The following is a 12904-nucleotide window of genomic DNA, read 5'->3' on the forward strand; positions in this document are numbered from 1 at the left end:
GCGCTAATTCGCTTGCGAGTCCCCTTGGGCGGTCCTACCCTCGGGCTCATCGTCGGTTCAGACGTGTCAGTCCTCGCCGTAGCAGGAGATCGCCATGCGCCAAACCTCGGAGTGCTTCATCCGGTTCCAGACGATCTCAACTTCGAGGACTTGCATTGTCGTATCTCAACCTGGGGATTCTCGCCCATGTCGACGCCGGTAAGACCAGCCTGACCGAGCGGCTGCTCTACGACGCGGGCATCATCGACCGCGTCGGCAGCGTCGACTCCGGCAGTACGCAGACCGACTCCATGGACCTGGAGCGGCGGCGCGGGATCACCATCCAGTCGGCGGTCGTGGCGTTCCAGCTGGACGGCCTCACCGTCAACCTCATCGACACCCCCGGACACACCGACTTCATCGCCGAGGTGGAGCGGGCCCTGCGCGTGCTCGACGGCGCGGTGCTCGTGGTCTCGGCCGTGGAGGGCGTGCAGGCGCAGACGCGCGTCCTGTTCCGCACGCTGGAGCGGCTCGGGGTGCCGACGCTCCTGTTCGTCAACAAGGTAGACCGGCGCGGCGCCCGTGAGGCAGACCTGCTGGACGACCTGGCGGAGATGCTGAGCCCGCGGCTGCTGCCGATGGGCACGGTGCGGGGCATCGGCGGCGGGGACGCCGCCGTGGAGCCGTTCGCGTTCGCGGACCCGGCGTTCGCCGAGCGGGCCGTCGAGATGCTCACGGCCGGGTCGGACGAGTTCCTCGCCGCGTACCTCGACGATCCCGACTCGCTCGACTGCGAGGCGGAGCTCGCCGCGCAGGTCAGGGCGGGTACGGCGCACCCGGTGTTCTTCGGGTCGGCCGTCACGGGCGCGGGCGTGGCTGCCCTGACCGAGGGCGTCCGGCGGTATCTGCCGGTGCCGCGACGGGATGCGGAGGGCGCGCCGGTCGGGACGGTGTTCAAGGTCGAGCACGGCGCGGCGGGCCAGAAGGTCGCGTACGTCCGGCTGCGCCAGGGGCGGATCGCGCCGCGTGAGCAGCTGACGACGTTCCGGCGGGTCGACGGGGCCGTGGCATCGTTCGAGGGCAAGGTGACCGGCGTCGAGGTGTTCGCCACGGGCACCGAGACCGTCATGGCGGTGGCCGAGCCTGGGAGCATCGCGAAGGTCAAGGGCCTCACCGAGGTCCGCATCGGCGACGCGATCGGGTCGGAGGAGGCGCTGGCGAGCGGCGGGTTCTTCACGCCGCCGACACTGGAGACGGTGGTGCGCCCGGCCGACCCGAAGGACCGGATCCCGCTGAACCGGGCGCTGCTGAGCCTGGCCGAGCGGGACCCGCTCGTGGACCCGCACCTGGACGAGCTGTCCGAGGAGATGGCGGTGCGCCTCTACGGGGAGGTGCAGAAGGAGGTCGTGGCCTCGCTCCTGGACGAGGAGTTCGGCATCGCCGTCGAGTTCGAGGAGACCCGGGCGATCCACATCGAGCGGCCGCTCCGGACCGCGGAGGCGCTGCACGAGATGGGCCCGTGGCAGCAGACGCCGCACCTCGCGACGGTGGGGCTGCGGATCGAGCCGGGCGAGCCCGGTTCGGGGCTGCACTACGGGCTGGCGGTCGAGCGGGGCTCGCTGACGCGGGCGCTGCGGAACGCCGTGGAGGAGACCGTCCACAAGGTCCTGAAGCGGGGCCTGTACGGGTGGGCGGTGACCGACTGCCGGGTGCTGCTGACCGCGACCGGGTACATCGGCAAGGCGAGCACCGCGAACGACTTCCGGGCGGTCACGGCGTTCCTGCTGGACGTGATGCTCAAGGAGGCCGGGACCGAGGTCTGCGAGCCGGTGAACAGCTTCCACGTGGAGTTCCCGGCCGGGACCGGGAACGCGGTGCTGAAGACGCTCGGCGAGGCCCGGTCGAACATCAAGGGCCAGTTCTCGACCGAGACGACCGGGTACGTCTCGGGGTTCATGCCGACCGAGGCCGTGCACGGCGTCGAGCGGCGCCTGCCCGGGATCACGGAGGGCCTGGCGCTCTTCACGACCGAGTTCGCCGAGTACCGGCCGGTCTACGGCACGCCGCCGAGGCGCGGATAGGAGCGCTGTGGAGATCAGGCAGATGGCCGAACGCTGGGAGGCCTGGGAAGGGTCGGGACGGGTCGGGACCGCGCATGTGTGGGACCGTCCGGACGGCAAGCGGTTCGCGTGGTTCGACCCGGTCGAGGCGGACCTGATCGCGGCGCTGTGCGGGGTGATCGGTGCGGATCGGCCGGTGCACACGCTGGCCGACACGGCAGAGCAGCGCATGCAGCGGCAGCTCGGGGCGGCCGGGTTCGTGGGCGAACGCTACGAGCACGACTGGACGCTGCCCGTGGCGGAGGCGGCGGGCTGGGACGACGCGGCGCTCGCCGGGTTCCGCGTCGGCTCGCCCGAGACGTTCGGCATGGATGCGGTGCGGCGCTTCGACGACGAGATCCGTGCCGACATCCCTGGATTGCGGGGCTGGCGGTCCGACACCGGGTTCTGGGCGGACGAGCACGCTTCGGGGTACGACCCCGCGGTGTATCCGGTGGCGTGGGATCCGGAGGGCGAGTGCTTCGCGGGGATCGTGCGGGTCTGGATGACGGAGTCGGGCCCACGGCTCGGCCTGGTCGCCGCCGCGCGCCCGTGCCGGGGGCGCGGGGTCGCTGCGGCACTGCTGGGGCGGGCGTTCCGGGTCCTGCGGGAACGCGGGCACCGGACGGTGGCGACCGAGTGCGACGCGGCGAACCCGTTCTCGAAGGCGCTGCTGGAAAGGGCGGGAGGGACGATCATCGGCGGCACGTACGAGTTCGTGCGGCACCCGTGAGGTCAGACGGGGGTGCCGCTGAAGCCGGTGCGGAGCGGTTTGGGGCGGCGCGGGAGGCGGACCGTTGCGAGGGCGATGAGGAGGTTGCCGCCGACGAACACCGGCAGACCGGGGTACTGGTAGTCGACGCTGCGGAGGAACGGCGCGATCAGCGCGGCCGTCCCGAGCAGGATCGGCAGGGCGTAGAGGGCGAAGAGCGGCATGCGCATCCGGGCGGCGACCAGCATGCCGACGATCGCGCCGACCACGGGGGCGGCGTAGACGCCGTAGACGATGTACTCGAACCCTGCCCAGTCGTCGGGGCCTTCCGAGGTGGCGTTCGAGGCCGGGATCAGGAAGAGCACGAACGCCGCGACGGCCGCGAGGGTCTGCAGCGCCGTGATCCCGAGGGCCAGGCCCAGACGTGAGGGCCAGCGCGGGCCCGAGCCGCCGTCGAGGTCAGGAGGGCCGTCATTCGATCGCATGTGCGCAAGACTAGCCGCATCCCGCCACTCTGGATTCACGAGTCTCGCTCGCGGATTCGGGCGAGGCGCTTCTCAAGGGCCGCTTCGACGTCGGGCCATTCGTCGCGGGTGATCGAGAAGACGGCGGAGTCGCGCAGGCGGCCGTCCTCGCGCGGTCGCCTTGGAGGACGGGGCCTTCGAGCAGGGGTTCCATGGGCACCGGTCCTTCGGAGTCGGTGCCGGACAGCGTAGTTCGCGCGGGTGCGGCCGGTCGCCGGGTTTTCACCATGCGGGAGGTTCGGACCGGCATCCGGACCACCGTGTACACGGGGCCGGGTGCGGGCATACTCTCTGATCGTGCGTGTGCTGAGAGGCAGGTGAGTCGCATCGAGACCGCTGACGTCGTCGTTATCGGGGCCGGGATCATCGGCGCCGCGTGTGCGGAGGCGCTGAGCGCTTCCGGCCTGCGGGTCCTCGTGGTCGACCGGGGCGCTCCCGCAGGGGGGACCACGGCCGGGGGCGAGGGGAACGTGCTCTTGTCGGACAAGGCGCCCGGTCCGGAACTGGACCTGGCCGTCGCGTCGCGGCGGCTGTGGCCCGAGCTGATCGAGTCGCTGCGGGCCGAGCTCGGCGAGGAGGCCGCGCGCGTCGAGTGGGAGCCCAAGGGCGGGTTGGTGGTCGCCACCGACGAGGACGCCGTGGGGCCGCTCGCGATCCTGGCCGAGGCGCAGCGCGCGGTCGGGGTGGAGGCGGTGGACGTGGCCCCCGCCGAGGCGCGGGCGATGGAGCCGTACCTGACCGAGCGGGTCGCCGGAGCCGTGCACTACCCCGGGGACGCGCAGCTGCAGCCGGTGCTCGCCGCGACCGCGATGCTCGCGGCCGTGCGGGCGCGCGGCGGCGAGGTGCGCGGCGGGGCCGAGGCGCACGGCCTGGTGTTCGACCGGACGGGCAAGGTCGCCGGGGTGCGCGTGGGCGAGGGGACCGTGTCGTGCGGCGCCGTCGTGAACGCGTGCGGGCCGTGGGCCGGGCATTTCAGCGTCGCGGCGGGCGCGCCGATCGAGGTGCTGCCGCGCCGGGGCATGGTGCTGGTGACCGCGCCGCTCCCCCAGGTCGTGAGCAGGAAGGTCTATGCGGCCGATTATGTTGCGGCCGTGGCGAGTTCGGACGTGGACCTGCAGGTGTCGTCGGTGGTCGAGTCGACCGCGACGGGCACGGTGCTCATCGGGTCGAGCCGCCAGCGCGTCGGGTTCGACGAGTCGCTGCAGGTGGAGGTGCTGCGGCGGTTGGCGCGCAGCGCGGTAAAGCTGTTCCCGGTGCTGGCGGGCGTGCCGGTGATGCGGACGTACGGCGGTTTCCGGCCGTACACGCCCGACCATCTGCCGGTGATCGGCGAGGATCCGCGGTTCCGGGGCTTGTGGCACGCGTCCGGGCACGAGGGCGCGGGGATCGGGCTGGCTCCGGCGACGGGGCGGCTGCTGGCGGATCTGATGTGCGGGCGGGAGCCCGAGGTCGATCCAACGAGGTTCACAGTGGACAGGCCTGCGGTGATCGCGGAGGTGCGGACGTGAGGGTGCGGTTCGACGGCGAAGAGGTCGAGGTCCAGGAGGGCCAGACTGTCGCGGGGGTGCTGCTGGCGAAGGGCGTCCGCTCGTGGCGGACCACGCGGGGCGGAGGGCGTCCGCGGGGCGTGTTCTGCGGGATCGGCGTGTGCTTCGACTGCCTGGTGGTCGTGAACGGGGTGCCTGATGTGCGGGCCTGCCAGCGGGTGGTCGCCGACGGCGACGACATCCGCACGCAGGTCGGGGCGGAGCTGCCGTCATGAGGCGCATCGTGGTGATCGGCGCGGGTCCGGCGGGTCTGGCGGCCGCGAAGGCGGCTGCGCTGCACGGGGTCGAGGTGGTCCTGCTCGACGCGGGCGCGAAGCTCGGCGGGCAGTACCACCGGCAGGACGCGCTCACGTCAGAGGAGAAGTTCGCGCTGCCGCGGAACGTCGAGCACGTCGCGGAGGCGGCCGTGTGGGCGATCGAGAAGGTCGACGGCGGGCACCGCGTGCACCTGCGGATCGGCCCGGCCGACGGGCCGGACCGGCGGGGCCGGACGCTCGAGGCGCGGGCGCTGGTGCTGGCGACCGGCGCGTACGACCGGGCGCTGCCGTTCCCGGGCTGGGACCTGCCGGGGGTGTTCACCGCCGGTGCGGCGCAGGCGATCGCGAAGGGCCAGGGCGTGGCGATCGGCGACCGGGTCGTGGTGAGCGGGACCGGGCCGTTCCTGCTGCCGGTGGCGGATTCGCTGATCGGCGCGGGCGCGCGGGTCGTGGAGGTCGCGGAGGCGAACGCGGCGGTGACCGGGTGGCTCGGGAACCCGACGGGGGCGCTCGCGGGCTGGAGGAAGTCGAGCGAGCTGGCGCGGTACGCGGGCGTGCTGGCGCGGCACCGGGTGCCGTACCGGTCGCGGGCGGCGGTGGTCGAGGCGCACGGGATGGAGTGCGTGGAGTCGGTGACCGTGGCGAGGCTGGACGCGCTGTGGAACCCGGTGCCGGGTTCGCAGCGGCGGATCGAGGCGGACGCGGTCGCGGTCGGGTTCGGGTTCACGCCGCAGCTGGAACTGGCGCTGTCGGCGCGGTGCCGGGTCGAGGACGGGTTCGTCGTTGTCGATGCGGCGCAAGGGACTTCGGCTCCGGGGGTGTTCGCGGCCGGGGAGCTGACGGGCATCGGCGGGGCGGACCTGGCGGCGTCCGAGGGCGAGGTCGCGGGCGCGGCGGCGGCGAAGTTCGTGGGCGCGGCGGTCGAGCCGCCGCTGCGGGCGATGGCGCGCGTGCGATCGGGTCGGCGGTTCGCGGCGGCGCTCGACGCGGCGTACCCGGTGCGGCCGGGCTGGCAGGGGTGGCTGCGCGACGACACGGTCGTGTGCCGGTGCGAGGAGGTCACAAGGCGGATGCTCTACCGGGCCGTCGACGAGCGGGACGTGGGCGCGGTGCGCCCGCTCAAGCTCGTGAGCGGGGCCGGACTGGGGCTGTGCCAGGGCCGGGTGTGCGGCCGGAACGTGGCCGAACTGGCGGACGTGGACCCGACCGGCTTCGCGAAGCGGCCGATCGCGGCCCCGATCCGGCTGTCCGAGCTGGCGGAGGAGGCGACGGTCGAGTCGCCGATCGACGCCGAGGAGCCGGGCCGGGCGTTGGGCGTCGAATACTGATCGAAGGCGCTGCAAGGGCCGTCCGCGAGGTCTCGCGGGCGGCCTTTCGCGTTTGCGGGGGTCGCCGGACCGGGGTTGACAGAGGTTCCCGGGGTTGCGTACGGTACGTCTGACTACGTAGTCATAAGGAGCCGCAGATGAGCAACTGGCCGAACCCGATCCTGTTCGGGGCCGCGTACTACTACGAGTACCAGCCGGACGTCGTGTCGGGATTCGACACCGAAGAAGCCCGCGCGAGACTCAAGAACGACCTCGACCTCATGGTCGAAGCCGGGTTCTCGGTCATCCGCGTCGGCGAGTCCGTCTGGAGCACTTGGGAACCCGAGAACGGACGGTTCGAACTCGACTGGCTCCAGCCGGTCCTCGACGGCGCCCACGAACGCGGCATCGCCGTCATCCTCGGCACCCCGACCTACGCCGTCCCGCCGTGGCTCGTGCGCCTCTACCCCGAGATCGCCGGCGAGCACCGCACCGGCCAGCGCCTCGACTGGGGCGGACGCCAGGAGGTCGACTACACCCACGCCGCGTTCAAGTTCCACGCCGAGCGGGTCATCCGCAAGATCATGGCGCGCTACGCCGACCACCCGTCCGTCATCGGCTTCCAGGTCGACAACGAGCCCGGCCTGCGGATCTACCACAACGAGGGCGTCTTCCAGCAGTTCGTCGACCGCCTCCGGCACCAGTACGGCGACGTCGAGACCCTCAACCGCGAATGGGGCCTCGTCTACTGGTCCCACCGCCTCACCACCTGGGCCGACCTGTGGCGGCCCGACGGGAACGCGCAGCCGCAGTACACGCTCGCGTGGCGCAAGTTCCAGGCCGACCTGACCACCGAGTTCATCGGCTGGCAGGCCGACCTCGCCCGCGAGTACGCGCGCGAGGACCAGTTCGTGACCACGTGCATCTCCTACTCGCGCCCCGGGATCGACGACCCGTCGCTGACGGCGGGCCTCGACGTGACCGCCGGGAACCCGTACTACGCGATGCAGGACGGCCTCGAGATGCCCGCCGCCGACGGCGGCGACGCGATCGACTGGAACACCAAGGGCGCGTGGGCGCTCTACCACTCCGCCGACCGCATGTACTCCTCGAAGCAGGCCCCGTACCTGGTCACCGAGACCAACGCGCAGGCCATCGGCATGTCGTGGTGGAACGAGCCGGCCTACGACGGGCAGTGGCGGCAGTGCGCGTGGGCGCTCATCTCGCGCGGCGCGGCCATGATCGAGTACTGGCAGTGGCAGACCCTCCACTTCGGCACCGAGACGTACTGGGGCGGGGTCCTCCCCCACAGCGGCCGCCCCGGGCGGACCTACCGCGAGCTCGCGCAGATCGGCAAGGAGCTGCGCAAGACCGGTGCGGCCCTCGAGGGACTGGTGCCGGGCGCGGACGTCGCGGTTCTGCACTCCAAGCGGAGTGAGTGGGCGCTGGCGGCGGATCCGCAGCTCCAGAACGACGACGGCGGCCCCGAGCACCGCTCGTTCGAGGCGATCCAGGGGCCGTTCTACCGGGCCGCGTTCGACGCCGGGCTGCAGACCCGCATCATCCACACCGGACAGCTCGGAGCCCCCGAGGAGGCTGCGTCCGAGTACCCGGTGCTCGTGGCCGCCGGGCTCTACGCCGAGGACGACGGCCTGCTCGACTGGCTCACCGCGTACGCGGCGGCGGGCGGGCACCTCGTGGTCGGCCCGCGCACCGGGTACGCCGACGAGGAGACACGGGCGCGCCGGGAGGTGCAGCCCGCGCGGCTCGCCGAGGCCGCCGGGGCCTGGTACGAGGAGTTCGCGAACCTCAAGGGCGACCTCGCGGTGCGGCCCGCCGACGGCTCGCCGCTGACGCTGCCCGATGGCGCGGCCGGGGTGAAGTGGGCCGACGGGCTCTACACGGAGGACGCGCCGGGTGGCGAAGGGGCGCAGGCGCTGGCCGAGTACGTGCACCCGCACTTCGGCCGGTTCGCCGCGGCGACGACGAAGGCGCACGGCGCGGGCCGGGTCACGTATGTGGGCACGATCCCGAACTCGGCGTTCGGGAAGGCGCTGTTCGAGTGGGTCGCTCCCGCCGACGCGTGGCGGCCCGAGCACGCGAGCCTGACCGCGACCAGCGGCACCACCAAGGAGGGCCGCACGGTCCGGTTCGTGCACAACTGGTCGTGGAACGAGGTCGACTACCCGCTGCCCGCCGCGGTCGCCGACGCGATCGACGGCACCGCCTATGAGGCGGGCGCGGCGCTTCGCCTCGGCCCGTGGGACGTGAAGGTCCTCATCGAGCAGTAGCGGCCGGTCGGTGGCCGCGCCCCGAGTGAGCGAGGCCACCGACTTCCGCCTGTGGATAACGGCCTGAGCGGCCGATCGCCCTGCGATCGTTGCATAAGGGCACTTCTTCCCGGGCGCCGACGGAGTCAGCCCTGCCCGGAAACGCCGGGGTCGGCCGTCGACGGGCGGGGGTCGCCGCACCGGTCAGTCGTGGACCGGTGCGAGTTCGAGGGCGGCGATCGCCTTCGGGTCGTTCATGATCTCGATGCTCGCCACCCTGCCGTCGACCACCGCGAACGCCAAAACCGAGCGCGGCGTGCCGCCCGGGGCCCACATCGCGCCCGCGAGGCCGTCCACGAGCACGGCGACCGCGTCCTTGGCCTGGCCGTTGAAGATCGCGGCCACAGCGGAAGCGCCGATGACCTCGCGGCCGGAGAAACCGGTCGCGACCGCGTCCTCGTCGGCGACCACGACGATGTCCGGGTCGAGCACGGCCAGCAGGTCCTCGAAGCGGCCCTCGCGGGCGGCGGCCAAGAACGCGTCGACCACCGACCGGCGCTGCCGCGCGTCCCGATCCGCCTCGGCCCTGGCGCGGCCCTCCCGCACCCGCCTGCGGGCGCGGCTCGCGAGCTGCCGCGTCGCCTCGGTCGAGCGGTCCAGGACCAGAGCGATCCGGTCGAAAGGCACGCCGAACAGGTCGTGCAGCACGAACGCCACGCGCTCGGCCGGGCCGAGCGCGTCGATCACCACCTCCAGCGCCTGGCCGACCGCGTCGGCCCTCACCGCGTCTGACTCCGGGTCGCCGCCCGCGCCGGGCGCCGCGGCCAGCGGGACCTCGGCGTCGAGGGCGTCCTCGCGGCGGGTGCGGCGCGAGCGCAGCAGGTTCAGACAGACCCGCGAGACCACGGTCGTCAGCCAGCCGCGCAGGTTCTCCACGTCGCCGGTGTCGGTGCGGGCGAAGCGCATCCACGTCTCCTGGACCGCGTCGTCGGCCTCGCTTGAGCTGCCGAGCATCCGGAATGCCACCGCGCGCAGGTGCTCGCGGTGCTCCTCGAAACCCAGATCTCCACTCATCCCAACCTCCGCTCAGAGCGGCTCAACCCTACTGACCCGGCCCGGGCCGCAAACGTGACAGGGCAGTCGGAGCGACGCCGGTCGTATTCCGTACCGGCCAGATACGCAAATACGTTGCGGGCGTTCATGTCGGCTGTGATACTCGCCCGATGACGCTGATCAGACGCGAGACCGAGGGCGACGCGCCCCTCATCCACGCCATCCACGACGCCGCCTTCAAGGGCCTCGTCTACTCCTCGGGCACCGAGGCCGCGATCGTCGACGCGCTGCGCGGCAGCGAGGACTGGGTGCCGGAGCTGTCGCTCGTGGCCGAGGTCGACGGCGTACCCGTCGGGCACGCCGTGTGCTCGTACGGCCGCCTCGGCGACGAACGCATCCTCGGGCTCGGCCCGATCGGCGTCGACCCGGCCCTCCAGGGCAAGGGCATCGGCTCGGCCCTCATGCACGCGTCGATCGCCGCCGCCGACGCCCGCGACGAACCGGTCATTATGCTCCTGGGCGACCCGGGCTACTACGGCCGCTTCGGGTTCGAGCCCGCCGCGCGGTACGGGATCGAGCCGCAGGAACCCGAATGGGAGCCCGCGTTCCAGCTCCGCAGGCTCGCCAACTGGCGCGACACCCTGCGCGGGCGCTACACCTACTCCCCCGGGTTCGACGCCCAGAACTGATCCGCTCGACAGGCGCGGCTATGGTGGCCCGCATGGCAACGGACAGAGTCAAGGCCTTCGGGAACGGCACGCGGTACGTCGAGGCCGGAGGCTGGGCGCGCTTCTTCGCGTGGCTGATCGACGCCGTCATCGTCCTGTTCGGACTCCTTGTGGGCACCGGCGCCCTGGCCGCGGCCGACAACGCGCTGCAGATCGGCGGCGGCGCGATCGCCGTCGGGATGCTCGTCCTGCTCTTCGCCGTGCCGCTGCTGTACGGCCTGTGCTACACGAACGGCCGCGCGCTCGGCGCGCTCGCCACGGGCACCCGGCTGGTCCGCGTGCGTGACGGCGGGCGGATCGGCGCGAAGGGCCCGTGGGCGATGGTCGTCCGCACCGTCCTCCTGCCGCTGCTCATCATCGCGGTCTTCGTCGGCGGCACCGTGGACGGGTCGTTCGTGCGCACCAGCATCGACGTCGCGCGCACGCGCGGCCTCCCCGCGGGCAGCGGCGTCGACGGACTGCCCGCGAGGACCCCTTAAGCCGCGACCGGCTCGGGCTCCGGCTCCGGCTTGGGGAGTTCGCGCAGGTTCCGCAAGGGCGAGAAGAAGACCGGCAGGAACGCCAGGCAGACCCCGACCGCCCCGACCCAGAGCGTGGTCCGCGCCCCGACCAGCTCGCCGAGGACGCCGCCGAGCAGCGCGCCCACCGCGCTGAGGCCCCACGCGAGGAAGCGGACCGTGGCGTTCATGCGGCCCAGCAGGCGGTCCGGGGTGAGGCGCTGGCGGAAGCTGACCTGGTTGACGTTGTAGACGACCGAGCCGACGCCGACCAGGCCCATCCCGGCCGCCGCGATCCAGACCCGCCACCCCGGTTCGGCGGCCGGGAGGAGCAGCAGGCCCGGCGAGGTGACGAGGGTCGAGATCCAGATGGCGCGGCCCTCGCCGAGCCAGGCGGTGACCGGCCTGGTGACGAACGCGCCGACGAGGCCGCCGACGCCGAAGACCGCGAAGAGCAGGCCGATCTCGCCGGGCGTCATGCCCATGTCGCGGGGCAGGAAGACCACGACCATCGCCATGTACGCGCCCATCCATAGGTTCCACCAGCTGGTCGCGGCCACGATGGACGCCAGGATGCGGTTGCGGAAGACGAACGCCAGGCCTTCCTTGATCTCCGGGAGGATCCGGGAGTCATGGGCCACTTCGGGTTTCGCCTCGCGGCGGCGGATGCCGACGAGGAACAGGGCGGAGGCGCCCATCGCGACCGCGTCGAACGCGAGGGCGACCGGCGCGGTGAGCCAGCCGATGAGCTGCCCGGCGAGCACCGGGCCGCCGAGCTGCGCGGTCGAGCGCACGACCTCGAGCTTCGCGTTGCCTTCCACGAGCTTGTCGCGGCCGACGAGATGCGGCAGATAGCTCTGGTACGAGACGTCGAAGAAGACGGTGAAGACCCCGATGGTGAACGCGACCGCGTAGAGCTGCCAGATGGTGAGCACGTCGGCCCACCAGGCGAGCGGGACGGTGAGGAGCACCGCGGCGCGCACGACGTCGCTCACGATGAGGACGCGGCGGCGGCGCATGCGGTCGATCCACGCGCCCGCGGGCAGGCCGATGAGCAGGAACGCGGCCATCGTCATCGAGGAGAGCACGCCGACCTCGAACTCGCCCGCGTCGAGCGCGATGACCGCCGCGAGCGGCAGCGCGAGGGAGGTGATCTGGTAGCCGAACTGGGCGACCGTGGTGGAGAGGAAGAGGCCGCGGAAGTCGTGCTCGCGGAGGAGGCCGAGGCGCTCTTGGCGCTTTTCGGGCGCGACGGGGCCGGAACCGAGGGAGATCATGCGATTGAGTATTCCCAATCAATTGGGTTTTGTCAATCACTCCGGCCGCTAGGATGAAGCCGTGGCAGAGCAGCGCAAGTCAGAGGGATTCAAGGACGACCGGCCGCTGGCCTCCGAGGCGGAGGCGAAGGCGGTGGCGTCGGCCGTGCGGCTGCGCATCCTGCGGCTGTGCCTCGACCAGGCGCTGACGAACAAGGAGATCGCGCAGCGGCTCGACGCGAACCCGGCCACGGTGCTGCACCACGTGCGCAAGCTCGTCGACACGGGATTCCTCGAGCCGCAGGAGGAGCGGGTCGGCGCGCGCGGGTCGCGGGAGATTCCGTACCTCGCGACGCGGAAGTCGTGGGCGCTGCGGCTCGGCGAGGAGCACTGGTCCGAGCTGTCGACGGCGATGATGGACGCGTTCCGCACCGAGGTCGCGCAGATGGGCGACCCGTCGAAGGTGAACATCGGACGGCTCGGCCTGCGGCTCGACGAGTCGCAGTACCAGGAGGTCAGCCGGAAGTTCAAGGTGCTGTTCGACGAGCTGGCCGCGATCGAGCCGGGGCCGGACGCGAAGCCGTACTCGCTGTTCACGGCGATCCACCCGGACGCGGGGCGGGAATAACAGTCTTTTCCCGGCTCTAGCCTTCAAATCGGACACCCGGGGACCCC

12 protein-coding genes are annotated in these 12904 nt (G+C 72.3%); 9 read left to right on the forward strand and 3 right to left on the reverse strand.

Translation table 11 applies throughout. From position 1 onward, the window contains the following. The first annotated feature begins 155 nt into the window (after nucleotides 1-155). Nucleotides 156-2060 (forward strand): GTP-binding protein, encoded by a 1905-nt coding sequence (locus ACGGCP_RS15385; protein ID WP_392966482.1) that lies wholly within the window; start codon nucleotides 156-158, stop codon nucleotides 2058-2060. Between the two features lie 7 nt (nucleotides 2061-2067). After that, a complete protein-coding gene (locus ACGGCP_RS15390) occupies nucleotides 2068-2811 on the forward strand; it encodes a GNAT family N-acetyltransferase (RefSeq protein ID WP_392966485.1) in 744 nt (247 codons plus the stop codon). Between the two features lie 2 nt (nucleotides 2812-2813). On the opposite strand, the gene ACGGCP_RS15395 is transcribed toward ACGGCP_RS15390, so the two are convergent. Continuing rightward, a complete protein-coding gene (locus ACGGCP_RS15395; RefSeq protein ID WP_392966488.1) occupies nucleotides 2814-3275 on the reverse strand; it encodes a hypothetical protein in 462 nt (153 codons plus the stop codon). Between the two features lie 365 nt (nucleotides 3276-3640). Here ACGGCP_RS15395 and ACGGCP_RS15400 point away from each other — a divergent pair, with 365 nt between their 5' ends. From ACGGCP_RS15400 to ACGGCP_RS15415, 4 genes are all read left to right on the forward strand, one after another. Further along, a complete protein-coding gene (locus ACGGCP_RS15400; protein WP_392967265.1) occupies nucleotides 3641-4822 on the forward strand; it encodes an NAD(P)/FAD-dependent oxidoreductase in 1182 nt (393 codons plus the stop codon). Beyond that, nucleotides 4819-5076, forward strand: a complete 258-nt coding sequence (locus ACGGCP_RS15405; protein WP_392966490.1) for a (2Fe-2S)-binding protein — start codon at nucleotides 4819-4821, stop codon at nucleotides 5074-5076. Before ACGGCP_RS15400 ends, ACGGCP_RS15405 begins: the two co-directional genes overlap by 4 nt. Continuing rightward, the gene (locus ACGGCP_RS15410; protein WP_392966493.1) at nucleotides 5073-6446 is read left to right on the forward strand and encodes an FAD-dependent oxidoreductase; all 1374 of its coding nucleotides are present in this window, start codon (nucleotides 5073-5075) and stop codon (nucleotides 6444-6446) included. The genes ACGGCP_RS15405 and ACGGCP_RS15410 overlap by 4 nt, the downstream gene beginning before the upstream one ends. Nucleotides 6447-6583: 137 nt before the next feature. Further along, the gene (locus tag ACGGCP_RS15415) at nucleotides 6584-8716 is read left to right on the forward strand and encodes a beta-galactosidase (RefSeq protein ID WP_392966495.1); all 2133 of its coding nucleotides are present in this window, start codon (nucleotides 6584-6586) and stop codon (nucleotides 8714-8716) included. A gap of 183 nt (nucleotides 8717-8899) precedes the next feature. On the opposite strand, the gene ACGGCP_RS15420 is transcribed toward ACGGCP_RS15415, so the two are convergent. Continuing rightward, entirely contained in the window at nucleotides 8900-9769 is an 870-nt protein-coding gene (locus ACGGCP_RS15420; protein ID WP_392966498.1) for a sigma-70 family RNA polymerase sigma factor, read from the reverse strand. Between the two features lie 149 nt (nucleotides 9770-9918). Between ACGGCP_RS15420 and ACGGCP_RS15425 the strand changes: the two genes are divergently transcribed. Both ACGGCP_RS15425 and ACGGCP_RS15430 read left to right on the forward strand, forming a co-directional pair. Further along, nucleotides 9919-10437 (forward strand): GNAT family N-acetyltransferase, encoded by a 519-nt coding sequence (locus ACGGCP_RS15425; protein WP_392966500.1) that lies wholly within the window; start codon nucleotides 9919-9921, stop codon nucleotides 10435-10437. A gap of 32 nt (nucleotides 10438-10469) precedes the next feature. Then, entirely contained in the window at nucleotides 10470-10955 is a 486-nt protein-coding gene (locus ACGGCP_RS15430; protein ID WP_392966503.1) for an RDD family protein, read from the forward strand. Here the strand turns inward: ACGGCP_RS15430 and ACGGCP_RS15435 are convergent. Further along, a complete protein-coding gene (locus ACGGCP_RS15435) occupies nucleotides 10952-12250 on the reverse strand; it encodes an MFS transporter (RefSeq protein WP_392966506.1) in 1299 nt (432 codons plus the stop codon). The two genes, ACGGCP_RS15430 and ACGGCP_RS15435, sit on opposite strands and share 4 nt — an antisense overlap. Nucleotides 12251-12311: 61 nt before the next feature. Here ACGGCP_RS15435 and ACGGCP_RS15440 point away from each other — a divergent pair, with 61 nt between their 5' ends. Beyond that, entirely contained in the window at nucleotides 12312-12857 is a 546-nt protein-coding gene (locus ACGGCP_RS15440) for an ArsR/SmtB family transcription factor (protein ID WP_392966509.1), read from the forward strand. Nucleotides 12858-12904: the final 47 nt, after the last annotated feature.

It is taken from the genome of Glycomyces sp. NPDC048151 (assembly GCF_043202775.1).
GTDB lineage: Bacteria > Actinomycetota > Actinomycetes > Mycobacteriales > Micromonosporaceae > Glycomyces.

Coding starts and splice junctions, on each gene's coding strand:
- ACGGCP_RS15395 (WP_392966488.1), bottom strand. CDS start 3,275: ATGCGATCGAATGACGGCCCTCCTGACCTCGACGGCGGCTCGGGCCCG.
- ACGGCP_RS15410 (WP_392966493.1), top strand. CDS start 5,073: ATGAGGCGCATCGTGGTGATCGGCGCGGGTCCGGCGGGTCTGGCGGCC.
- ACGGCP_RS15415 (WP_392966495.1), top strand. CDS start 6,584: ATGAGCAACTGGCCGAACCCGATCCTGTTCGGGGCCGCGTACTACTAC.
- ACGGCP_RS15420 (WP_392966498.1), bottom strand. CDS start 9,769: ATGAGTGGAGATCTGGGTTTCGAGGAGCACCGCGAGCACCTGCGCGCG.
- ACGGCP_RS15425 (WP_392966500.1), top strand. CDS start 9,919: ATGACGCTGATCAGACGCGAGACCGAGGGCGACGCGCCCCTCATCCAC.
- ACGGCP_RS15430 (WP_392966503.1), top strand. CDS start 10,470: ATGGCAACGGACAGAGTCAAGGCCTTCGGGAACGGCACGCGGTACGTC.
- ACGGCP_RS15435 (WP_392966506.1), bottom strand. CDS start 12,250: ATGATCTCCCTCGGTTCCGGCCCCGTCGCGCCCGAAAAGCGCCAAGAG.